This window comes from Tsukamurella sp. TY48 (assembly GCF_019656655.1).
GTDB classification, from domain to species: domain Bacteria; phylum Actinomycetota; class Actinomycetes; order Mycobacteriales; family Mycobacteriaceae; genus Tsukamurella; species Tsukamurella strandjordii.
Genome location: NZ_BPMV01000001.1, coordinates 1,564,800 through 1,587,433, shown reverse-complemented (window position 1 = coordinate 1,587,433; position 22,634 = coordinate 1,564,800). Strand labels below are relative to the sequence as shown.

Here is a 22,634-nt window from a genome sequence, read left to right as displayed (position 1 = left end):
TGGCGCGGTGATCGACCGTCCCGACACTCCCCACGCCGATGTCCTGCTCGACGGCATCTGGGAAGAAGAGATCACTCCCGACGATCTGGCCTCGCGGTCGCTCTCGGCGGCCCAGGCATCGTCGTACGCCTTCCGTGTGGCCAGCGAGGGCACTGCCGCCACGGCCCAGCTCGAGGGCGAGGTGCACGAGTTCCTCGAATCCGAGACCGGGACCTGGGCGAAGAGCTTCATCGGCATCGTCCGGGTCGGCGAGTCCCTGGTGCACGTCTCCCGCGCGCTCGGTGAGATGGCGCGGAACCTGCAGCAGGTCAATCTCGAGCAGTCGGAGATCGTGCAGCAGGTCGAGGCGGAGATCGAAGCGCTGGAGCGTGCCCTCGAACTCCAGGGCGAGGATCCCACGCCGCAGATCGAGGCGTTGATCGCGGACGGGCGGGCGAAGGCCACCGAAGCCGCGGCGCGGATGGCCGTCAGTGAAGTGGAGCTGTCGCAGCCCAACGATCTCGACGAGAGCTTCATGGCCTTCGGGCGCGTGCCCGGAGCCAGCGCCACGTTCCAGGCCGCCGTGAAGGCCAGCGGTAACGTCAAGCCGCCCCCGAGTCGCGCTGCAGCGGCACAGGACGCTTTCGCGGATTCGATGGACGACACCGAGGCGCCCCGTCTCAACGGCTTCGCCTTCGGCCGAGCGCCTTCGATCAATGGTGTGAAGGGGGTGAACGGCACCGGGGTCGTCAACGGCGTGAACGGGACGGCTCACACCAACGGGACGGTTCACACCAACGGGACGGCGCGTCCGAATGGCGAGGCCGTCAACGGTGACGCGACCGTGCCGGCCGTCAACGGATTCTCGTTCGGCCGGATTCCGACGGTGAACGGCACGCACGCGCCGTCGACCCCCGTGGAGAACGACCTCCCCGCCTCCGGTGAGAAGGCCGTGCCCCCAGCCGCTCCCGTGGAACCGACTGATCCGCCCACCGGCACCGCCGTCGGGAGGGTTCCGTCGGGCAACGGAACGAATGGATTCTCACGTACCTGGGCCAGCCCCGACGACACCCCTGCCCGCGGCGAGGGGTCGACCCCGGTGGTTCCGCCCACGCCTCCGGTTACCAACGGCAACAACGGGTCCGGTCCGATCACCTTCATGTCCTTCGGTCGCGTGCCGTCGGCCGACGGTGCCCCCTGGTCTCCGCCGACCGGCCCGACGACCGGGCCCGTGCCCGTGGTACCCGCCGGTGCCGCGGCGATGCCCCTGTTCGGAGCCGGGGCGGGTGCCGACGACGAGGCTTCGACCGGCGAGACCGACGAGACCGTGGATGGGCCGGTTGCCGAATCGTTCCCGACGGGCCCCGTCGCCGCCTCGGCCGAGTCGGCCTCCGCGCAAGCGCCCGCTCCTGACCGTGACGTGGAGCCGGAACCGCTCACCGAGGGAACGGCAGAGGAGTACGACGCCGCTGCCGCGCTGGTCTCCGGATTCCTGTCCTTCGGCCGCGTGCCGGGTGGGACGAACCCGCCCTCCGGTGAGCCGCAGGTCGAGGCCGTGGATCGGGTGGAGGCAAACGCCTCCGAGGTTGTCGCCCCCGAGGTCGTCGCCCCTGCGGCGTCTGTCGCTGAGACCGTCGCGGAGACAGTCGCAGACGAGACCGATCAGGATTCGTCGGTCGACGCTTCGTCGACCGACGTCGAGAACGACGCCGAACCCGACATCGACGAGGGCACAGTCGAATCCGATGCCCCGGATGTCGATGAGGTCGAACTCGTCGATGTGGATTCCAGTGCCCTGATCAACGGCTTCATGTCGTTCGGCCGCGTCCCGGGCGCTGCCCCGTGGGATCGCGACACCGAGCCGCCCCAGTCGGGACTCTCGGAATCCGTTGCGGTGGAACCGGATACCGAGTCGGCCGATCACGGTACGGAATCCGACGATGCCGTCGACGCCACTGAGATCGCAGACGTCGCGCCGGCCGAGCTCGACGAGCCGTCGAGTGAAGTCGACGAGGTTCGGGACGCGGTGCTGGTCGAGGCCGATCAGCCTGTGCGCCTTGCCGAGAACGACGAGCGCCTCGTGCATCCGACGGAGATCGATGAGATCGCCGAGCCGGAGGTTGACACGGAATCCAGCGCGGACGACGCATTGACCGTCGAGTCGATGGATGTCGAAGCGGTCCCGGATGCGGTTGATCTCGCGATCGAAAACAGTTCCGAGGCTGTCGATTCCGTTGTCGATGATGTCGAGGAAGACGATCGACCGGACTCTGAAAACCTCGCCGATGCCTCCGCCGACGAGGCCGGGAGTCACGACGGTCTGGTGGAGACGGAGTCCGCGCCGTCCGTGGCCGACGTTGACGAGGACGCGGTCGATCCGACCGCCGATGTCGAGGCGGAATCCCCGGTAGCGCTCGCCGAGACCGATGCGCCGGATCCCGACGATCACGAGGTGAGTGAGGGGGATCCGGAGAACGACGAGGAGCCCGCTCCCAGTCCGCTCGCCGGCATCGCGATCGTGCCGGTCGGGTCGCTCGTGACCGCGCCCGCCGAGGACGTAGCTGTCGACGACGACGCCGACGTGCTCATTGCTGACGGCACTGCGAGCCCGGACACCGATTCCGCAGAACGTTCCGAGTTCGTCGACGATCCGGAGCCGGTCGGAGACCATCCTCTGGAAGCGGAAGCGGAAGCGGAAGCGCAAGCGGAAGCGGAAGCGGAAGCGGAAGCGGAAGCGGAAGCGGAAGCGGAAGCGGAGCTCGAAGCTGTTCTGGATGCTGACGCAGCGGCTGATGTCGATGTGGAAGCTGATCCAGAGGCGGATGCCGAAGTCGAGTCGGAGCAGGAAGCGGGTCTTGCCGCCGATGACGAGCTCGACGCCGCGGTAGTCAGCGACCCTCTCGCAGAGGCAGAGGCAGAGGCAGAGGCAGAGGCAGAGCCGGAGGTCGAGGCCGAGCTGGAAGCTGACGCGACGGCCGAAGCCGAAGCCGAGGTTGAGCCGGAAGCGGATCGTGCCGATGACGTCGAGGTCGCTGCGGCGCTAGTCAGCGAGGATCGCGTTGACGCCGAAACAATCGCGGAGACCGAGACCGAGTCGGACGTCGAGGCAGAGGCAGAGACAGAAGTCGAAGCCGCGCTGGAAGCTGAAGCAGCGGTTGATACCGATGTAGACGCCGAGCCGGAGGCGGAAGCCGAAGCCGAGCTGGACGCGGATACGGAAGCGGACCCCGAGGCCGAAGCCGAAGCCGAACCGGACGCGGATCGTGCCGACGATGCCGACATCGATCCGGCGGTAGTCAGCCATGGTCTCGCGGAAACCGAGGCGGAAGCCGACGCGGAGGCAGAGGCCGAGGTAGAGCCGCACGCCGAGGCCGAAGCCGTTGCGGAGGCCGGTACCGACGCAGAGCCGGAACCAGCGGTCGAGGCCGCCGCCCCGGCGGACGATGCGCCGGAGCGGATCGCGCGCCCCCGTGTGGTCGCGACGGGCCCGATGATCTTGGGGCGTTCCCGCCCCGAGGTCATGCCGCTCTCCCCGGCCCTGCAGCGAGTGCGCGACGTGGTCGCATCGATCGCAGGCACCCTGGCCGGCGGACCGCACAGCACGGAATCCGGATTGCACTGGGCTGCTGGGCTGCTCGTGAGCCCCACCGAGGAGATCGTGGTGGTCACCTCGTCCGACGCCGGCTGGCTTCCTCCCCGCGTACTGATCCCCGCGGATGTCCGCGTGCTCTGGAACGTTCCGGGATCGCACCGCTGGGCAGCCGTCGACGATCCGGTTCGCGGTCTGCTGGAATACGCGCAGGACCGCGGTTACCTGGTCGAAGCCGTCGCCACCACCCACCCGAGCCGGGCGTACAGCCCCGTCGTCGCAGGGAACCTCGTGGGCGTCACGCGCGTGGGCCCGGTCATCCCCGGCGGACTCAATCGGTTCGAGGCCGTGGTCTCGCCGGTCCGGCGTGACCACATCCGGTCGCTGTCGCCGGTCGAGGCCGCCCGTCAGACTCGAGCACTGCTCCGGGACCTGGAGCAGATGCCGATCGCCGCGGAGAACGCGATCGGCTTCGAACTCGCGCGGACGGACGCACGCCGATTCCTCGACAGCCACACCGAGATCCCGCTGCCCCTCCTGGAGCAGCTCCACATCGACGACGAGGCGCTCACGGACGCGCTGTGCCTGGGCCGGATTCCGGCCCGCGCCGACGACCTGGGACAGGAGCCCCCGGAAGCCGAACAGTTGCGGGATCGACTGCTGGAGCGGGCGGTTCTCGCCGCCACGATGGCGGCCTGCTACTTCGACGTCGAATCCGCGGTGTACGCATGGACATTCGCCAAGTTCCTCGCGAGCCAGCGACCAGGAACGCCCGGGACGACCTAGGGACAATGACACAGACGATTCCGACAGCGCAGCGGTACTTCTCGCTGGGGCTGCGTTCCCTGACCACGCGCGGCGACACAGCCGAGTCCGCGACCGCCTTCCGGCTCGCGGTCGACGCCGACCCCTCCATGTGCGACGCCTGGATCGGCCTCATGGCCGTCGACAAGTCGCAGGCCGGCGATCCGGAGGCGGCCCGCGGAGTGCTCACATCGGCCCGCAACTTCGGAGCCGAACTCCGGCGGAACGGGCTCACCGTCGACCCCGCCGACGGAGCCCTCGGCCTGAAGTCACCGGTGCACATGGGCGTCGTCGAACTCGGTATGCCCGTGACCGACGCGATCTATGCGCGCGCCGGCGCCGCCGTCGTCCTGGCGCAGGCGGGTTTCCTCGCGGAGGCCGCCGAGGAGTTGGCCAAGCTGCAGCGCGAGGTGGGCCCCGAGTCGCCCGCGCAGCGGAACTACATCCGCTACCTGTGGATCTGCCTCCTCGGCCTCGCGCATCGCTGGCCCGAGGTGCTGGCCACCGTCGCGGACAGTCGCGAGCCCATGTGGATCTCACCCGAGACCGACGGTGCCGTGCGCTTCTGGCAGCTCGGCGTCACCGCGCTGACGGCGCGGGCGCTGGTGGGCACCGGCGACGCGCACCAGGCGCTGTCCGCCACCAAGAACGCCCTCGGTAGCGAGGAGTTCAAACTCGTCCAGGCCAGCTTGATCGTCACCCAGGCGTACGCGCTGCGCGCCACCGGTGAGGAGGAAGCTGCCACCAAGCTGTTGCGTGACGCCCGCGCCTGGATCGCCTCGCGGCCCGATCTCGATCACGCGGCCGCGGGCGGGGTGCTCGAGGTGGTGACCGCCGAATCGATGAACACCCGCACCGATCCCTGGGACCCCACCTCCGGCACCACCGCCGAACAGATCGAGCAACAGAGCCTCGATCGTCGCCGCGACGACGTGCTCGCAGAGGCATGGCGCGAACTCGACGGGCTGGTGGGCAGCCCGGACGTGAAGGCGCAGATCCGGCGTCTCGCGTCGAAGGTCGAAATGGACCGGGAGCGCCAGGAACTCAGCGAGGAAGCCGGCGAGGAGTACAGCGAGGAGGAGATGCGGCTGTCCGCGATCATCTCCGGCCCGCCCGGCACCGGTAAGACCACCGGCGTGCGGATCCTCGCCAAGCTGTACTACGGCCTCGGTGTGATCGCGCGTCCCGAGGTCTACGAACACCAGCCCAGCGACATGATGACGGGCTACGTGGGGCAGGCCGGCATCCGCACCAACAAGCTCATCGATGAATCGCGCGGTGGGCTGTTCTTCCTCGACGAGGCGTACGGCCTCGTGGCGGGCGACGGCGAGGATCAGTCGTCCCGGTTCGGACGCGAGGCCCTCGAAGTCCTGCTGGCGCGCATCGAGAACGAGGGCGATAAGCCGCTGCGCGACAAAGTGGTCGTGGTTCTGGCCGGGTACGACGACGACATGAACCGCCTACTCCAGGTGAACCCCGGTCTGCCGCTGCGCTTCCCGACGCGCATCGCGTTCGCCGCCTTCACCCCCGAGGAACTGGTGGAGATCGCCGAATCGGTGGCGGTGCGGTCCCGGGAGGAACTCGGAGCCGGAGTGCGGGAATTCCTCCGCGACAGCAACCGTCGTCTCGCACAGGTCAGCGCACTCGACCTCAAGGGACGGCTGTGCAACGGCATCGACCTGATGTCGAACGCGCGATTCATGCGCACCGTGATCTCCACGGCGCGCGGATTCCGCGACTTCAGAGTCAGCGCGATCGACCGTTCGGCACTCAGTTCCGATGAGCGCCGCGCCCTCCTGCGCACCCTGGAACTCGACGATGTCCGGCTCGCCTACGAGGAGACGCTGCGGGTGTCGCCGAACTTCCCCTGGTCCGAATGGCACCTGCTCGAAGACTGGGAGAGCTGACCATGGCGGACATCAACCCCGATCCGAACAACCCCAAATCCGGCCTGCAGGAACGGGTTCGCGGCTTTCGACTCACCTCCAAGTACCAGAAGTCGGGCGAATCGTATCTGCAACGCCGCAACGAGGAAGCACTGGTACGCAGGGACACCCGCTGGATCGACGACGTCAAGAAATACCAGGGATCGCCCCTCTACGTGGCCCTCGCCGCCGGTCTCGTGGTCGCGCTCGGCTGCATCATCGCCGCCGTCATCTTCCCCGCGGGCAAGGTGGGCGACGGTGACCTCATCCAGGACAGCCAGACCGGCGCCCTGTACGTCAAGGTCGGCGATGCGCTCAGCCCCGTGCCGAACGTGACCTCCGGCCAGCTCATCGTCGGTTCGCCCGCCAAGCCCGTCCAAGCCAAGTCCGCCGAGATCGAGAAGATGCCGCGCGGACCGATGGTCGGTATCCCGTACGCACCGAACGTGATCCGCAACTCCGATAGCCAGGATTCGAAGTGGGCGGTGTGCGACACCACCGCCACGGGTGCCGCGGTGCCGCTCGACCCGAACACCGGCCTTCCCACGACCGCGACATCCGCGGTCAAGGTGACGCTCATCGGTGGCGATCTCTCGCCCGCCGAGGGCACCGACGACATCGCCGGCAACGCGGCCCGGGTGGTCTCCTTCGACGGCCAGACCTGGCTGCTGTACCAGGATCGAGGAGTGGTCGCCCGAGCACGTCTCGACCTGCGCAACTCGGCGATCCGGGAAGCTCTCGGCATCCGCATCGACGAGAAGGTCATCCCCATGTCGGCGGGGCTGTTCAACGCCCTCGCCTCCCGCGAACCGATCGACGTCCCGCCCATCGTGGACGCCGGTAAGCCCGCGCGGTTCCCCAACACGGAGCGGATCCTCGTGGGAACGACGGTGCGCGTGCCGACCGTCGACGGTGGCTGGACCTACTACGTGGTCGCCGCGGACGGCATCCAGCAGGTCTCGCAGACCGCGGCATCGATCCTGCAGACGGCTTCACCGGTGCGCAGCGGGGTCGTCGAGATCGACAGTGCCAAGGCGAATCAGTGGCCGAAGGTGGGCGGCCGGATCGCGGTGGACCACTTCCCGTCGGGCACCGTCCGGATCGTCGACGCCGCGGCCGACCCCGTCACCTGTTACTCCTGGGCGCGCAGCGGCGATCAGCCCACCGCCACCCAGCGGGTGATGGTGGCGCGCACCCTGCCGCTCACCCAGCAGCAGAACGCCGCTCGCATCCGGCTGATCGGCGCGCCGGCCTCGCAGGGGACCATCGCGGACGATGTGTACATGCCCGCGACCACCGGCCGCTACGTCTACGTGACGGGCTCCGCGGCGGACACTCGCGAGCAGGGCGGGCAGTTCTGGGTGGCCGATACCGGGATCCGTTACGGCATCGACGATCAGGGCAGCAACCAGCAGGGCAGCTCGGCCAAGGCGCTCGGACTGGCGAATCCGGTTCCGGCTCCGTGGACCATCGTGAGCCTGTTCGCGCAGGGCCCGACCCTCTCCAAGGCCAGTGCCTCGATCAAGCACGACGGTGGCCCCGATGATCCGGTCGTCGCGACCATCGACCCGAAGGGGGCGAAATGAGTAGGCAGGTCTTCGAACCGCCGCTCCATCCCAAGAAGGAGCCCCGGGTCATCAAGAAGGAGGTCGAGGTCCGCACGCCGGACACGATCGACGAGGTGGACCCACCCGGTAAGTGGCGCACGGTGATGATGCCGGTGGTCATGGTGGTGGCCGTGCTCGGCATGCTATTCATGATGATCCGCATGAACCGGGGCTTCAACCCGGTGATGCTGCTCATGCCGATGATGCTCCTGTTCGGCATGTTCGCGTACATGGGCGGCGGCCCCGGCGGCAGCGGCGGCAAGTCCCGCGCGCAGCTGCTCCACGACCGCAAGCAGGCGAGCCGCTCCATCGGCGCCTCCCGGGAGAAGGCCCTCGCTCGCGGCCGGAACTATCACGAGGCGCTCCAGCACGCGTATCCCGATCCGGCCGTGGTGACCTCGCTCATCGGCGGGGAACGTATGTGGGAGGTCAACGGAGGCGACGAGGAGCGCAAGAGCCGGTTCACCGCCGCACGGTACGGCCGCGGCCGCATCGTGCCCAAGGCCAAGCTCCGCACCCCGGAGGCGCCCGACGGCGAGTTCCTCGATCCGGTGCAGTGGACGGAGACCGTCAAATTCCTGCACACCCACTCGACGGTCGCGGACATGCCCCTCGCGCTGACGCTCCGCAACTTCCCCCTGCTCGGGGTCGGTGGCGATCGCGAGCGTGCAACGGGAATGGTGCGGGCGATGATCGAGCACCTCACCATCACGCACGGTCCGGATCGCCTGCGTCTCGCGGTGGTCACGGACCAGCCCGACGGGGGCCCGTGGGAGTACACCAAGTGGCTGCCGCACGCGCAGCATCCCACGCTGGTGGACGCCCTCGGATCGCGGCGGATGGTGTACGGCAACTGGACCGACTTCCTCGACGAGCTCGCGGGCGGCGATGATGCACCGTCCGGCGACGGGAGCCGGGTGGTCGACTACTCGCGCCCCTTCACCACGGAATCCGAGGTCTCGGGCAGGACCCGGCACACCGTCGTGATCGTGGACTCGGCCGAGCGCGCACGACTCACCGACCAGGCCATCGCCTCGCTCGCCGATGTCACGTGGATCCTGCTGAACCCGCCGGACGGCGTGGTCGACGGATTCCCGCACGCGGTGCAGCTCACCGTGGACCCCGCCGGGATCGTGACGCGCTGGGACTCGGATCTGCCGCTGGAGTCGCCCAAGGAGATCGCACGTGCGGACTACGTCGATGCCGTCGACGCCCACACCGCGGCGCGGAAGCTGGCCCGGTGGGAGCTCGAGACCACGGCATCTCTGCAGTCGAAGGAGCGGCAGGACACCGGCCGTGACTGGGCCAGCCTCGTCGGCGTGGAGGATCCCGGTGCGATCGACGTGGTGCAGTTCTGGCAGCGGATCAAGCGCTTCGACGATCCGCGCCGCCTGAACTTCCCCATCGGCTTCGCGCCGGACGGCAGCCGCATCCACCTCAACATCCGCGAGGCCAGCCAGGGCGGTACCGGCCCCCACGGCGAGATGATCGGTACGTCCGGCTCCGGCAAGTCGGAGTTCCTGCGCTGCCTCGTTCTCGATGCGTGCCTGTTCCATTCGCCGACGATGCTCAACCTCCTGCTCGTCGACTTCAAGGGCGGTGCGACCTACCAGGGGATGGAGGACATTCCGCACGTTGCCGCGGTGGTCACCAACCTCGAGAAGTCCGAGAGCATGGTCGACCGCATGATGGAGGTGATCACGGGCGAGCTCAAGCGGCGTCAGCAGATCTTCGACGATGCCGCGGCGAAGTACCCGTCGTTCAACATCATCGGACTCACCGAATACGAGAAGGCGCGGGAGTCCGGGCACTGTCCGGACCTGGAGCCGATGCCCGCACTCGTCGTCCTGATCGACGAGTACACCGAGTTGCTCGAGGCCAAACCGGAATTCGTGAACATCTTCTCGCAGATCGGCCGCGTCGGCCGCTCCGTGGGCGTGCACCTGCTGCTCGCGTCCCAGAACGCGGAGATGGCCCGGTCCCGCGGACTCGAGTCGAACATCCACTACCACATCGCACTTCGCACCGGCACCGCCGGCGATTCCCGTGCGGTGATCGGTGTGCCGGATGCGAAGAACCTGCCCGGCAAGCCGGGCAACGGCCTGATGAAGACCCTGCACGAGGACGATCTCATTCGCTTCTACGCGGGCTTCACAGGCAAGCCGTACTTCGCGCCCACCGTGATCGAAGCGCCGGTGGTCAAGGAAGCCCCGGTCGTATCGACCACGGCTCTCGCCTCCCGCGGATTCACCGCGGGCAGTGTCGACATCCCCGACCTCGACGTGTCGATCCTGGAAGAGGAAGAGGTGGTACGCACCGAGGAGGAGATCCGCGCCGCGCCGACCGTCTTCACCGTCGTCAAGGAACTGCTGACCAACGCACCCGCGCGACCGGCGTACAAGCCCTGGCTCCCCGAGCTGACGACCACGACTCTTGATGCGGTGGAACCGTCTCTCGCAGAGGATGAGTGGCAGGCTCCCACACCCACCACGCCGGCGTCGCTCAAGATCCCGTTCGGTGTCTTCGACGATCCCGCCCGGCACCAGCAGCCGGTCTGGCATCTTGATCTTTCGGGCGGCCAGGGCAACGTGCTCATCTACTCCGGGCCGCAGAAGGGTAAGACGACCGCCGCGATGACCCTGGTCACGTCGCTGGCGCTGACCCATTCGCCGGAGCAGGTGCAGTTCTTCGTCGTCGACTACACCGGCGGCGGATGGATGCGCCTGGAGGATCTCCCGCACATCTCCAAGATCGCGACGCGGTCCGAGGAGGACGCGATCAACCGGATCATCACGCAGATGTCCGATCTGATCAACCATCGCGTGAAGCTCTTCCGCAAGTACCGGGTCAACTCGATGGCGGAGTATCGGCGCCTGCGTGCGGATCAGTCCTCGCCGGTGCTGGAGGAGGACGCCTTCGGTGACGTTTTCATCGTGATCGACGGTTTCGATGCGACCGTGACCGAGGGGGGCGTCTTCGAGAACAAGGTGCCGGTGCTGGAGGCGTTGGCCTCCGGCGCGCTCAACTACGGCGTGCACTTCGTGGTCACCACAGCCCGCAACACTGTTCTCCGCGGGTTGTCGAGCCACATGCACACGATCATCGAGGGACGCATCTCGACTGCGAGCTACGACATGTCGGTGGTCAACTCGCAGCGCAACAAGCTCGTTCCTGACAGGCCTGGACACGTCATCACCACCGATCGGGACCTGCTCGCGCTGGTGGCGCTGCCGCGAGCCGACGGCGATCCGACCGCCGGAACGCTGAGTGACGGCATCGCCGAGATCGTCGGCCGCATCCGCCGGGGTAATGCGACCGGTGCGGTGGCTCCTCAGTTGCTGGCGCTGCCCGAGGTGATTCTTGAGCGGGACCTGTTCGCACACCTCCCCGTCGCGACCACTGACCGTGAGCGGGTTCGTCTGCCCTTCGGGATCCGGGAGTCCGACGGTGGCATGGCGATAGCGGACTTCGGCCGCGAAGCGCACATGTTCGCGGTGGGAGACAGCGGCTCGGGCCGTTCCGGTCTCGTGCACACCCTCATCGAGGCGATCAGTGAGCGTTATCCGACCATCGACGACGGTGCTATCGCTCTCCTGGACCCGAAGCGAGTGCATCGCGGGGCGTTCGCCCCGAACCCCAAGAACATCGGAGTACACGGATCCGAGCTGGGCGACTTCCTGCAGAAGTGGCAGGACAAGCTCGTCGAATGGATGGGTGAGGGCGAAACGGACCCCATGAAGGTCACGTACCGCCGGATTCCGGACGACATCGACAGCGCGGCGTTGGCGCGCCGCGACTGGTGGACCGGCCCGGAGATCTTCTTGATCATCGATGACTACGACACCGTCGTCGGCCGTGGAGACCGAACGAATCCGATCACGCAAACAGTGAAGTTGATGAACGATGGTGTGATTCGCGGATTCCACGTGGTGCTGATTCTCAACGACGCAGAGTTCCTCTACAAGTCGAGCTCCGATCCCATGGTCCAGTTCATGGCGACACAGAGCTCCATGGCACTCGCGATGTCCGCGGACAAGTTCACCGTCGATATCGGCGGTGAGCGCGGGCAGCGTTTCGGGGTGCCCGGACGTGGGCGTTTCCATCCGGGACGTGGCGCGACGTCCGGTCTGGTGCAGGTCGCGTGGAACGGCCTGCGTCGCGGCGAAGCCGATGCGGGGGAGGACCTGTGGGGCTAACGAACTTTCATCGGTGGAATTCTCGAATGGGATTGACTGAAGTGAAGGATTCTGACATTGTTGCAACTTGAAAATGTACGTGTGAGGGGTAGGGCATGGTGGGCTTGAACGTGGCGCCTCTTCAGCTTTTGTCCGGTACTAACGAGGTGATTGGGAACGTCGCCAGCACCTCGGGGCTCGTGGGTGGTGCTGCCGGAACACTCGGCGCGGTCGTGCCCGCCGGTGCCGACGACGTCTCGCTGCTGGTGTCGGCCGGATCCGCTGCGCATGCGGCCAATTATCTGGCGGTCACCGTGGTGGATCACGCCGAGGTCGCGCAGTACGCGGTGAGCCTCTCCGCGGTGGCTGCCACGTACATCGCCGCCGATAACGCGGTTCAGTTCTAGCGGGTGCGGAGATGACCTTTCCAGCGCTCCCGCCCGAGGTGAACGTCGGGCGGCTGATGTCCGGGGCGGGGCCCGCGCCTGCCACCGCTGCCGCGGCCGCGTGGTCGGTCGTCGCGTCGGCGGCCAGCGCCCGGTCGGCGTTCCTGACCTCATTGCTCCCGCGGCTGGCCGCATCCTGGCAGGCCCCGGAGACGGCATTGATGACCCGGAATGTGGCGATGTACCTGGCGTACAACGAGGCGTTGCGGGTGCAGGCGCTTCTTGCCGCAACGAGGCACACCAAGCAGGCTGCTGACTACTCTGCGGCGCTCGCAGGAATGGCGCAGCTACCCGAGATCGTCCAGAACCAGGTGACGCACGGGGTGCTGCAGGCGACCAACTTCCTCGGCGTGAACACGGGTGCGATCGCTGCCAATGAGGCTCAGTACGCGGGGATGTGGGCGCAGAACGCGGCCATGATGTTCGGCTACCTGGCGAACTCCATGGCCAATATGACCTTCGAGCCCTTCATTCCCCCCAAGCCGATCGCGAGCCCCGTCACCGCTCCGATCGCACCCGCCGCGGCCGGTGCCGCCTCGGTCGGTGACGCCGTGGTCACGAAGCTGGCTCTGGCGGCACAAGGCGCGGCCGCGGTCGCGTCGAGCCTTGCGATGCGCGCCAGTGGCACCGTGGTCATCGGCACGAAGATGGTGCAGTCGCTCGCTGCATCGGGGATGCGCGCGGAGGCGGCGGCCAGCGCGGCGAATCGTGCGGAGGCGAGTGAGAATCAAACCGCCCCCACCGGGACCCAGTTGGGTGCGCAACTGGTGCAGCAGCTCGGGACCGCCGGGTTCGCGGGGATCGGTGCCGCGGCATCGGGACTCGTGGGTTTGTCTCAGCAGGTCGGCAGTCAAGCGGTGTCTGTGGGGTCGTCGGTAGCGGTGTCTCAGCCGCTGAGTCAGCTGGTGTCGTCGATCGACACGGAGAATCGCACGGCTTCGGTCGGGTACTTCGGGACGCGCCCGGGATCGCCGGCATTGGAGACGATCGCTCGAGGAACCGGTGTCAGTGGGGCCGCGAGTGCCGTACGCGGCCAGACGAATTCACCGGTGGTTGCGCCGGCCACCTGGCAGACGGGTGGGCTGACGATCGCACCTCCGCCGCCGCCCCCGCCGAGGATCTTCGCGGAGCCCCTCCGCGTTGCTCAGCCGGTGAGCAGCACAGCGCCGGTCGCTCGATCGAAAGGGCGCCAACGAGAGCGAGTCGTGGTCCCACCCACTGCCGCCGTTCCCGTCCCCGTCTACCAGGACGCGCCGCCCGAGTACGAGACGGTTCCTGTTGATGTGCCATCGACCGGCGAGGGGGGCTGAACCGCGGATCATCCACGCGGCACGCGGCCACTATCGCGTAGCTGACCACCGAGCCAGACAACCTTGGAGAAACGATGCCCTCACCGATTTATCAGATGAATACGGCGGCCCATGCGGTCGGTACCAAAACGACGGACGCCATCGCCCAGGCCACTTTGGCCAACATTGCTGCCGTGCGGTCACAGGTCGAGGCCTACCAGGCAGCGAACGCCGGCAAGACAGCGCTGAGCGCGGTCGCTCATATGAACGAGATCATTGAAGTCTGCAATCGAGAGCAGCAGCGGCTGGAGCACGTTGGTATCTCACTGCAGAAGAACAATGTCCTGATCGTCAATACGGACGACGACGGTGGGGGCATCTTCCAGGGGTACGGGGTCGCGTGAGCGCTGAGCCCGCCCCTTTCGGAACAACGAAGTAAGGATCAACATGTCAGATCTGATCAGGGTCGACTACACCAGCTACGACACGATGTCGGGCGCACTGGCGGCAGGAGCGCTCAGGGCCAGTGAGCACATCGCCGAGCTGAAGGCGAACAACGTGGCGAACCTCAACGCAGGAAACTGGGAAGGCGACGATCAGGGGAGCTACCAAGAACTCCACAGTCGCTGCCTCATGGCTAACCAGAACCTTGTGGATGTGATCGCCAAGGCCGGTGTGAAGATCCAGACCGCTGCGGGCTTCCATCAGGCGGGCCAGGCGCAGGCGGCCACGCTCTACTTCTAGATAGCAACGAGAACGAAGCTCGGTCACCTTTCGGAGGCTGAGTTGTACAACGACGGGTAAGAGAACGAGGTAGCGGTGCCGGACAACGATTCCGGCGGAAGTCTGTCCGCCTTCGGCGCCTCCGTCGACGAGCTGAATCTCCTGATGCGGCTCGCCGACGTCACTGAGCTGGCTCCGGTGGTGCTCGCGGTGCACCCGAACGTCTACCGCCCCGACGATCTCGCCACTGTGGACCTCGCGGTGCTCCCGGGCCTGATCGAGGCCGGCCTCGTCGACGCGGAAGGTGCCGTCGAGCCCGAGGTGGCTGCGTGGCTGCGTGCGCTCCAGGCGCCCGACGCGGAGATCGCGGTGCGCGTCTTCGAGGGCGAGAGTGCGCTCCGTGGCGCCGTCGTGCGCCGCGATGAGCTGGTGGTCTGCGTCTTCCGCCACGACGACCTGCTGACCGTGCAGGGCTACGGCACCGACGGCGAGGATTTCGACTCGACGGTGGTCGAACCGGTGTGGCGCGTGCTGGGTACCTGCGACCCCGCCGACTTCGATTCGCTCACACTGGACGCCGCGGAACTGGGCGAAATCGTGGCGATGTTCAACCCGGCTTCCGCTGACCCCCGCGGTGAGCGCGAGTTCCGCGGTCGGCTGCGTGAGCACGAGCTGACGCCGTACACCGTGGACATCCTGGTGGACGCTGCCCGATACAGCGGCCGACGCGCGGAGATCGTGTATCACCGCGTGGACTTCAATGGCGTTCGAACCCAAGCACAATGGGCGCTCGGTGTGATGGACACCGGGCAGGGCCGGGTGCTATCGACCACCTCCCGCGGACGGCACGGGCACAACGACGTGACCATCAGCCCGGGTACCAGGCGACGGTTCGCCGAGGGACTGACTGAGCTCGTGGCCCGAGGCGGCTGCGTCGGCTGGTTCGATATAGCAAATTGACAACGCGTGACCAACTCCCCTTCAGCAGTCATTGTGCGTTAGAGTGCAAGCGATTTGACCTGGATGAAAGGTTCATCTGATGAGCGACGGTGCAACGAACGTTCACCTGCCTTTTGCAGAGCAGAACAAGACCGAGGGCGCTCCCGCGTCCCCGACCCCGCAGCCCGTCGCCGGCGCGCTGGCGACCAACGCAATGTCGCGCCCCGTGGTGAACCCCGGAGCGACGAACGCCGAGCCGGCCTCGGCGGACTCCGCACCGGCCACCGGTGAGTGGGAAGAGCCCGACCTCCCCGGCGTCGAGGACGCCGACGAGGCGGGCCCGGTGCCGACCGCGGCTCCGGCGGATCCCACTGCAGCCGTCGCCGCGTCGGTCGCCACCGACGATGAGCGACCCACCATCGAGCAGCCGGTCATCGTCGACGAGCCCGCGACGGACACGGCGGACAAGCCGGAAGCGGCGCCGGAGAAGCCCGTCGACGAGCCCGTGGCGGAGGCGCCGACGCCCACTCCGCAGCCGCAGGCCGCGCAGCCGGTCCAGCAGGCCTCGCCGCAGGCCGCGCAGACGGTGCCCGTCCCGGCGCAGCAGCCCCAGCAGCAGTGGCAGCAGGCGCAGCCCGGACAGCAGCACTTCGGGCAGCCGCACACCGGTCAGTTCCAGCAGCCGCAGTTCGGCGGCCAGCCGCCGACGGGTCAGTTCCAGGCGCCCGTGCAGGGCCGGCCGCCGTCACCGCTGCCGTTCGGCCAGGCCGCCCCCGGACAGGGCGCGCAGCCGCAGCAGCAGCACGCGGGGATGCCGATGCGCCCCATGGGGGAATCGGTGTCCGCGCCGATGTCGACCGCCTCCTCGTCGTTCCAGCAGCACATCCGCATGTCGGAGTCCGCCGTCCGGGTCACCGGGTGGCGCGCCTGGCTCAAGCGCATGGGCATCGACGTGGGCCCCAGCACTTCCGAGCAGGAGCACGCGGAGCTGGTGCACCGGATCCGTGTACCGAAGAACAAGTTCCACGTGACCAGTGTTTTCGCGGATTCCGCGGGTGGCACCCTGCTGGTGGGCGTGCTCGGCCAGATCCTCGAGCGCACCCGCGCCGATAACGTGGTCGCGCTCGACCTCGACCCCGACGGTGGCGATCTGGACCAGGTGACCGCGTGGCACCAGGGCGGCTCGACGGCGCGCACGCTCATTCAGCAGAGCGACCTCTCGGACCGCAACCAGGTGGACAAGCACCTGGCGGTGACCCCGACGAACCTGCACGTGCTGCCCACTCCGTGGCGCTTCAACGGCCGCGACGTCACCGACTACGACGACGTGCTGGACCTGTACTCGATCTTCCGGCCGCACTACAGCCTCGCCCTGGTCGACGCCGGCCGCGGCCTGCAGACCGTCACCGGCACCGGCGTTCTCGAGATCTCGTCGGCGCTGATCCTGCCCGCCTCCGCCACCACCCGTGGTGTGCGCAAGGTGGCCGCAACGATCGACTGGCTGCGGCACCACGGCTGGCACGGCTTGCTGGCCAACACGATCGTGGTCATCAACCACACCAAGAAGCGCGGCAGCGTCACCGTCGAGCAGTTCGACGAGCTCTTCCGCGCCGGCCAGAAGCTGCGGGTCCACGAGATCCCGTACGACCCGCACCTCGACGCCGACATGCCGATCGATCTCGACCTGCTCAAGCCGCGCACCGTGCGGGCCTTCGAGCTGCTCGCGGCTGATCTGGCCGACACCTTCAACTCCGGGTACGAGCCGCCCGCCGCCACCAAGCTGGCCGAACTCCAGGTGCGCTCGCACGAGGGACGCTGACCCGATGGCGTTTCCGATCACCCCCGGCGCGCCCGGGGGCGCACCGTCGCCGGATCCTTCCGGCACGCCCACGGGCAAACCGGCAGTGCCGGAGCAGGTGCGGGTCCTCGTCGAGGTAGGGGAGAACTCCGTCGAGCGGAGCCTCCTGGCCCGCCGCCGCCTTTCCGTGGTGATGGACTCCGTGATTCCCGGGCTGGAGCAGATCTTCCCCGATCACGACTTCAGCACCACCGGTGCCTGGACCTTCGCCCGCGAGGGTGGAACGCCGCTGTCGCGGGACAAGTCGCTGGCCGACGCGGGCGTGCTCGACGGTGATCGCCTGATCCTCGCGGAGACCTTCTCCAACCAGACCTTCCGTCCGCTCATCGAGAGCACCGCGGACGCGATCCAGGAGTTCTGCCGGCAGCGATTCCGCCGGTTCAGCGCGGGGACTGCGCGCACCCTGGGACTGATCGCGCTGGTACTCGGTGCCCTGGTCTTCGCGACACTCGTCCTGGTCGCGTGGAACGCCGATTCCAGTGTGCTGTGGTGGTTCCCGGTGGCCGCGCTGGCATCGATCGGTGTCGTGTCCGCCGCTGTCTCGGCCGACCGGCAGTACCACTCGCAGCAGGTGGCCTACGCGCTGCAATTGGCTGCGGCACCGGTCCTGTTCTCCGCGGGGTTCGTGCTGATCCCGCCGGACGGCGGTGTCGACGGCGCGTTCACCGCGGCCAATGTGCTCACCGGCGCCATTCTCACCCTGATCGGCGTCCTGGTCCTGGGCCGCAGCAGCGGTCTCGGAGCGGCGGTTCTCGCCGGTATCGGACTGGCCGCTGCGGCCACCATCGTGGCGAGCGCGCTGTTCGCGTACACGCCCTTGGGGCGCCCCGCGATCCCCGCGATCGGCGTGGTCAGCGGTTTGCTGCTAGCCAACTGGGTACAGGGTTGGGCGCTGATGCTCGCCCGCGTGCGGCCGGACGCCCTGCCGCCGCCCGGTGAGGACATCGACCGTTCCGAACTCGACGTGGCCTACCACGTGGACACCTTCGACGACGAGAGCACCACCGAGCTCGCGCGCGGCGACGAGAACACCGCACTGGAGCGGAGGTCGCGGACCGCGGCCAAGCTGCTCACCGGCTTCTACGTGGCGGTCGCCGGAATCCTCGTGGTCTCCGCGCTCACCATCCTGGTTCCGGATACGCGCTACTTCTGGGGCGAGGTGGTGATCGCGGTGCTGGTCTCGGCGATCTGCGTGCTGCGTGGCCGCACCCTGCACGACCGCATTCACGCGACGGTCTTCTTCGTCGCCGGATTCCTCATCGCCGCCGGGCTTTCCATCATGCTGGTGGCAGCGGTCCCGTCGAACATCGGTCGGCTGGCCGTGATCGTGGTGAGCACCGTGGTTCTGCTGGCCTTCGGGGCGGGTGGCCTGCTCCTGGCCGATCGTGTCTCCGCGGAGGAGGGTGCGCTCGCCAAGCCCCTGTCGGCGCGCCTCATGGGCCGCATCGAGCTCGGCGAGAAGACGGCGATCTTCGCCGTGGTCCTGTTGGCGCTGTGGACCACCCGGCTGTTCGCCTTCATGCGTGAACTCGACCTGTCCTTCCTGAAGTAGATGGGCACCACTGCCGTGCCGATCGTGAGGAGGGTGAGCGCCGTGGTGGCGGTCACCGCGGTGGTCTCGCTCATCGGAGGATGGGTGCCCGCCGCATCGTTCGCGGTGGTCCCGCCCGTCGCTGATCTCGGCGGCGCGCCCCCGGACACCGACGGTCCCGAACGTCCGCTGCGGTACAACAATCCGCGATGCGTGGATCCGGGCATTCTGCCGAACTCGAACCTCGCCGCGGCCCCGGCACCGTCGACCACCCTGCGGATCGACGAGGCGCAGAAGTTCTCCACCGGAGCCGGAGTGACCGTCGCGGTGCTGAGCACCGGGGTGCGCCCGCAGGCGCGGCTGCGCGCCCTCGACGGTGCCGGCGACAACATGAACCCCGCGGACCGCGGGCTGATCGACTGCGACTCCACCGGAACGCTGGTAGCGGGCATCGTGGGCGCCCAGCCCGCGGCCGGTGACGGATTCGTCGGTGTTGCACCGGATTCCCGCGTGCTCTCGATCCGGGTGGACTCCACCGCCTTCTCGCTGCAGAACTCCCCGGCGGACAACGAGGACCCGAACGCTTCGCGTGCCGCCGTGACGGCGCGCAGCATCGCCCGCGCCGTGGTGCGCGCCGCCAACCGCGGCGCCCGGGTGATCGTGATCCCCGAGCCCGTGTGCATGGCCGCCGATGCCCAGTTCCGGCAGCGTGAGATCGGTGGCGCGGTGGCCTACGCCACCCAGGTCAAGGACGCGCTCGTGATCGCGGGGGCCGGCGCCACCGACCGCAAGGGCAGCAACGGGGGCGGGAACGACTGCAAGGCCAATCCCGACCCGGACCCGGGCTCGCCCGACGATCCGCGCGGCTGGCGCCGGGTGAGGTCGGTGGCCACACCGAACTGGTTCGACGGCCTGGTGCTGTCGGTGGGAGCGACCACGGCCGAGGGCGCTCCGCTGCCGGGTTCGCTGAACGGGCCCTGGCTCGATGTGGCCGCCCCCGGTGCGGGACTGGTGTCGCTCAACTCGCGGGTCGGGGACGGTGTGGTCAACGGCCTGCCCTCCGAACGCACCCTGGTGCCCTTCGCGGGCCCCGAGTTCGCCGCCGCCTACGTCGCGGGGACCGCGGCGCTCGTGCGGGCCCGATATCCGCAGATGCGGGCCAAGGACGTGGCCGCTCGGATCGTGGCCACCGCCCACGCACCGGGGCGGGGCACCGATAACAAGGTGGGGCGCGGTCTGATCGATCCGGTGGCCGCGCTGACCGCGAAGGTGCCGGAGCAGGGCGTGGACATCGACGTGGAGTCGGTGGAGAAGCTGCTTCTGCCGCCGCCCGCGCCGTCGCCGGACACGCGGCCCCGGCAAACGGCGGCGATCGTGGCCGGCGTGGGACTGGCGATCGTGATCGTGCTCGCCGCGGTGGTGGCCCTGGTGCGACCGCGGCGCACCGGCAAGCGGAGGACGTCGTGACGACCGAGATGCAGCAGGCGGCACCGACGGATCCGGTGCCGCCCCATCCCGAGGTGATCCGGCTGCGGCGCTCGGTGGGGATCAGTGTGACCCTGCGCCGCGCGCTCGTCTGGGCGATCCTGTCGGGAGTCTTCGTGGCGATCACCGCCGGACGATGGCCCACCTGGGCGGTCGCCACGGTCGTGGTGATCGGCGCGCTCGTGGCCTTCGTCTCGGTGCACGGCTCGGTGCTCAGCGAGCGGATCGCGGCGCGCTACCGGTACATCCGCCGTCGCCGTGACGGCTACGACGGCCTGCCCGGCCGGGTCGTGGACGTCGACGGTTGCGGCGTGCGGTGCGGCGACGGCTACGAACTGGTGTCCGCGATCGAACTCACCGCGGATCTCGCGGAGACCCGGCTGCGGGACGGGCGCGCCTACGCCGCCGACACCGTGCCGCTGGACCTGCTCGCCTCGATGATGACGCAGTACGGGCTCGACGTGGACATCGATGTCTCCTCGGCCGGCCGACGCGTGCCGCCCGGCCCCGCCTACCGCGCGTCGTACGCGCAGGGCGTGCGTTTCTACTCGGCGATCGCGCAGCGCTCCACCTGGCTGGTCCTGCGGGTGAACACCCGCCGCAACCTCGCCGGGATCGTGCGCCGCGGACCGTCGCGCACTGCGGGACCCCAGGCGTTGATGGCCGCCACCCGCCGCCTCGAACAGCGACTGCAGGAGCGGCAGATCCGCGCCCGCGTGCTCCCGGCCGCCGAGCTGGCGAGCCTGGATTCGCTGCTCTCCTTCGGTGCCGACGCGCGCCGCGGTGAGGAGGAGTGGGATCACATCTCCTACGGAAATGCTTTCGCCACGACGTATTTCGTGGATCCCGGGCGGATGTCCACCGAGAAGCTGGACCGCTGGTGGGGCCTGGACACCGATGGCACCGCGGTGGTTCTGCGGCTGCGCAAGGCCTCGGCGCAGGCGCCCGTGGAGATCAGCGGCCTGGTCCGGTACGACACCGCGACTGCGCAGATCGACAACCACGACGACACGCTCATCCTGCTGCCGGGGCGGCAGCGGGAGTTGGCCCTGGCGACACTGCCCGGGGGCGAGACCAGTGTGGTGGACCTTCCCTCGGCGCCGCTCGACGAGCTCGCCGCCGTGGAGATCCCGGTCGGGCCGGCCGGACCGGTGTGGGGAATCGCCGACGGTGCCGCGATCGCGCTCCCGCTCTACGACGCCTCCCCGGTTCCCGAGACCCTGCAGGTGGAGTTCGCGACCGATCTCACCGCGGTACAACTCATCCTGCTCCGCTCGGTGGGCGCGGGCGCCTCCGTCGCCGTACACACCGCCCGCCCCGAGCGCTGGCTGATGCTCGCGAACACGTTGGCCGATCCGTCGCGGTTCCGGATCGTCGAGGCAGGTGATCGGCGGCCCGCCGACCTCACCGTGTTCGACGGTGTCGAGGTGGACGCGGTGCCGGAGCGCACATTGCTCACGGTGCGGGCACCGGGTGAGCAGACCAGCGAGAAGGCCGACGTCGCCGTCGAGCAGCTGACACCGTCCACCGTCCGGGTGCGGATCGGGCGCCGGGCTCCGATCGACATGGTGCTCAACGCCACCGACGAGGAGCTGCGGTACTGCGACGTGGTGGTCCCGCCGCAGGCGTCGAGCACGAGCGAGCTCCCCGTGCAGCAACGCGTACCGCGTGCTGCGCCGACGCCGCCCCGGCACGTCCCCACGGCGCCGCCCGCGCCGTGGTCCCGAGCGATTCCCCCGCGTGCTCCGGCTGCGCCCACACCACCTGCACCCGCCACGCCACCTGCACCCGCGGCACCCGCACCTGCGGCACCGCCCGCGGCATGGCGACCCGCGGCCCAGGCCGCGCGGCCCGCGCCCGCGGCACAGGTCCCGCAGCCCGCGCCCGCGGCGCCACCGGCCGCTCCGCCGATGCCGCCGCCTGCGGCACCACCCGCGGTGCCGGCCGCATCGTCGCCGGTACCGCCCCCCGGCCGAACCGCCGGTGGGCGCCCGAACCCGGCGCCGCGGCCACGGCCGCGCCGGCCCGTGCGCCCGGCCCCGCCGCCGCCCTTCGAGCGCGGGACCGGCGCCCAGCGCAAGACCGACGCGGGTCGCTGGGTGCGCCGCGACCACGACGACGAGCCCGGCGGGCCCGCCCGCCGTCCCCGCCGCGAGCCCGGTGCTCCCCGATGGACGCAGCCCAAGGACGAACCCCCGGGTCCGCCTCCAACCTCGCCTTAAGCACCCGGCAACCTGCGGCGCGGTAGATTCGTCTCGCTGCGAACGTGCAGGGGAATGGAGGT

13 protein-coding genes are annotated in these 22,634 nt (G+C 68.8%); all 13 read left to right on the top strand.

Annotated features, from left to right (window positions below; genetic code table 11):
* The first annotated feature begins 7 nt into the window (after positions 1-7).
* The 13 genes from TTY48_RS07730 (at position 8) to eccE (ending at position 22,572) form a co-directional block, all read left to right on the top strand.
* Positions 8-4,354 carry a hypothetical protein gene (locus TTY48_RS07730; protein WP_220656942.1) on the top strand — a complete coding sequence of 1,449 codons (4,347 nt, stop codon included), beginning with the start codon at positions 8-10 and terminating at the stop codon, positions 4,352-4,354.
* Positions 4,355-4,359: 5 nt separating this feature from the next.
* Positions 4,360-6,279 carry an AAA family ATPase gene (locus tag TTY48_RS07725; protein WP_220656941.1) on the top strand — a complete coding sequence of 640 codons (1,920 nt, stop codon included), beginning with the start codon at positions 4,360-4,362 and terminating at the stop codon, positions 6,277-6,279.
* 2 nt (positions 6,280-6,281) lie between these two features.
* Positions 6,282-7,883, top strand: a complete 1,602-nt coding sequence (gene eccB / locus TTY48_RS07720; RefSeq protein ID WP_220656940.1) for a type VII secretion protein EccB — start codon at positions 6,282-6,284, stop codon at positions 7,881-7,883.
* Positions 7,880-12,100 carry a type VII secretion protein EccCa gene (eccCa, locus tag TTY48_RS07715; protein WP_220656939.1) on the top strand — a complete coding sequence of 1,407 codons (4,221 nt, stop codon included), beginning with the start codon at positions 7,880-7,882 and terminating at the stop codon, positions 12,098-12,100. The genes eccB and eccCa overlap by 4 nt, the downstream gene beginning before the upstream one ends.
* Positions 12,101-12,195: 95 nt before the next feature.
* The gene (locus tag TTY48_RS07710) at positions 12,196-12,486 is read left to right on the top strand and encodes a PE family protein (RefSeq protein WP_220656938.1); all 291 of its coding nucleotides are present in this window, start codon (positions 12,196-12,198) and stop codon (positions 12,484-12,486) included.
* A gap of 11 nt (positions 12,487-12,497) precedes the next feature.
* Entirely contained in the window at positions 12,498-13,835 is a 1,338-nt protein-coding gene (locus TTY48_RS07705) for a PPE family protein (RefSeq protein WP_220656937.1), read from the top strand.
* A 74-nt stretch (positions 13,836-13,909) separates the two neighbouring features.
* Positions 13,910-14,218: a hypothetical protein gene (locus TTY48_RS07700; RefSeq protein WP_220656936.1), complete on the top strand. Its 309-nt coding sequence runs from the start codon at positions 13,910-13,912 to the stop codon at positions 14,216-14,218.
* 43 nt (positions 14,219-14,261) lie between these two features.
* Entirely contained in the window at positions 14,262-14,558 is a 297-nt protein-coding gene (locus TTY48_RS07695) for a hypothetical protein (RefSeq protein WP_220656935.1), read from the top strand.
* A 75-nt stretch (positions 14,559-14,633) separates the two neighbouring features.
* Positions 14,634-15,497 carry an ESX secretion-associated protein EspG gene (locus TTY48_RS07690; RefSeq protein WP_220656934.1) on the top strand — a complete coding sequence of 288 codons (864 nt, stop codon included), beginning with the start codon at positions 14,634-14,636 and terminating at the stop codon, positions 15,495-15,497.
* 79 nt (positions 15,498-15,576) lie between these two features.
* Entirely contained in the window at positions 15,577-17,295 is a 1,719-nt protein-coding gene (locus TTY48_RS07685; RefSeq protein ID WP_220656933.1) for a hypothetical protein, read from the top strand.
* A 4-nt stretch (positions 17,296-17,299) separates the two neighbouring features.
* A complete protein-coding gene (gene eccD, locus TTY48_RS07680) occupies positions 17,300-18,886 on the top strand; it encodes a type VII secretion integral membrane protein EccD (RefSeq protein ID WP_220656932.1) in 1,587 nt (528 codons plus the stop codon).
* 33 nt (positions 18,887-18,919) lie between these two features.
* Positions 18,920-20,332, top strand: a complete 1,413-nt coding sequence (gene mycP, locus TTY48_RS07675) for a type VII secretion-associated serine protease mycosin (RefSeq protein WP_255585577.1) — start codon at positions 18,920-18,922, stop codon at positions 20,330-20,332.
* Positions 20,329-22,572, top strand: a complete 2,244-nt coding sequence (gene eccE, locus TTY48_RS07670; protein WP_220656930.1) for a type VII secretion protein EccE — start codon at positions 20,329-20,331, stop codon at positions 22,570-22,572. Before mycP ends, eccE begins: the two co-directional genes overlap by 4 nt.
* The last annotated feature ends 62 nt before the right edge of the window (positions 22,573-22,634 follow it).

What these genes read in the sequence shown, in the direction of transcription:
- TTY48_RS07725 (WP_220656941.1), top strand. Translation starts at nt 4,360, where the DNA reads ATGACACAGACGATTCCGACAGCGCAGCGGTACTTCTCGCTGGGGCTG.
- eccB (WP_220656940.1), top strand. Translation starts at nt 6,282, where the DNA reads ATGGCGGACATCAACCCCGATCCGAACAACCCCAAATCCGGCCTGCAG.
- eccCa (WP_220656939.1), top strand. Translation starts at nt 7,880, where the DNA reads ATGAGTAGGCAGGTCTTCGAACCGCCGCTCCATCCCAAGAAGGAGCCC.
- TTY48_RS07710 (WP_220656938.1), top strand. Translation starts at nt 12,196, where the DNA reads ATGGTGGGCTTGAACGTGGCGCCTCTTCAGCTTTTGTCCGGTACTAAC.
- TTY48_RS07705 (WP_220656937.1), top strand. Translation starts at nt 12,498, where the DNA reads ATGACCTTTCCAGCGCTCCCGCCCGAGGTGAACGTCGGGCGGCTGATG.
- TTY48_RS07700 (WP_220656936.1), top strand. Translation starts at nt 13,910, where the DNA reads ATGCCCTCACCGATTTATCAGATGAATACGGCGGCCCATGCGGTCGGT.
- TTY48_RS07695 (WP_220656935.1), top strand. Translation starts at nt 14,262, where the DNA reads ATGTCAGATCTGATCAGGGTCGACTACACCAGCTACGACACGATGTCG.
- TTY48_RS07685 (WP_220656933.1), top strand. Translation starts at nt 15,577, where the DNA reads ATGAGCGACGGTGCAACGAACGTTCACCTGCCTTTTGCAGAGCAGAAC.
- eccD (WP_220656932.1), top strand. Translation starts at nt 17,300, where the DNA reads ATGGCGTTTCCGATCACCCCCGGCGCGCCCGGGGGCGCACCGTCGCCG.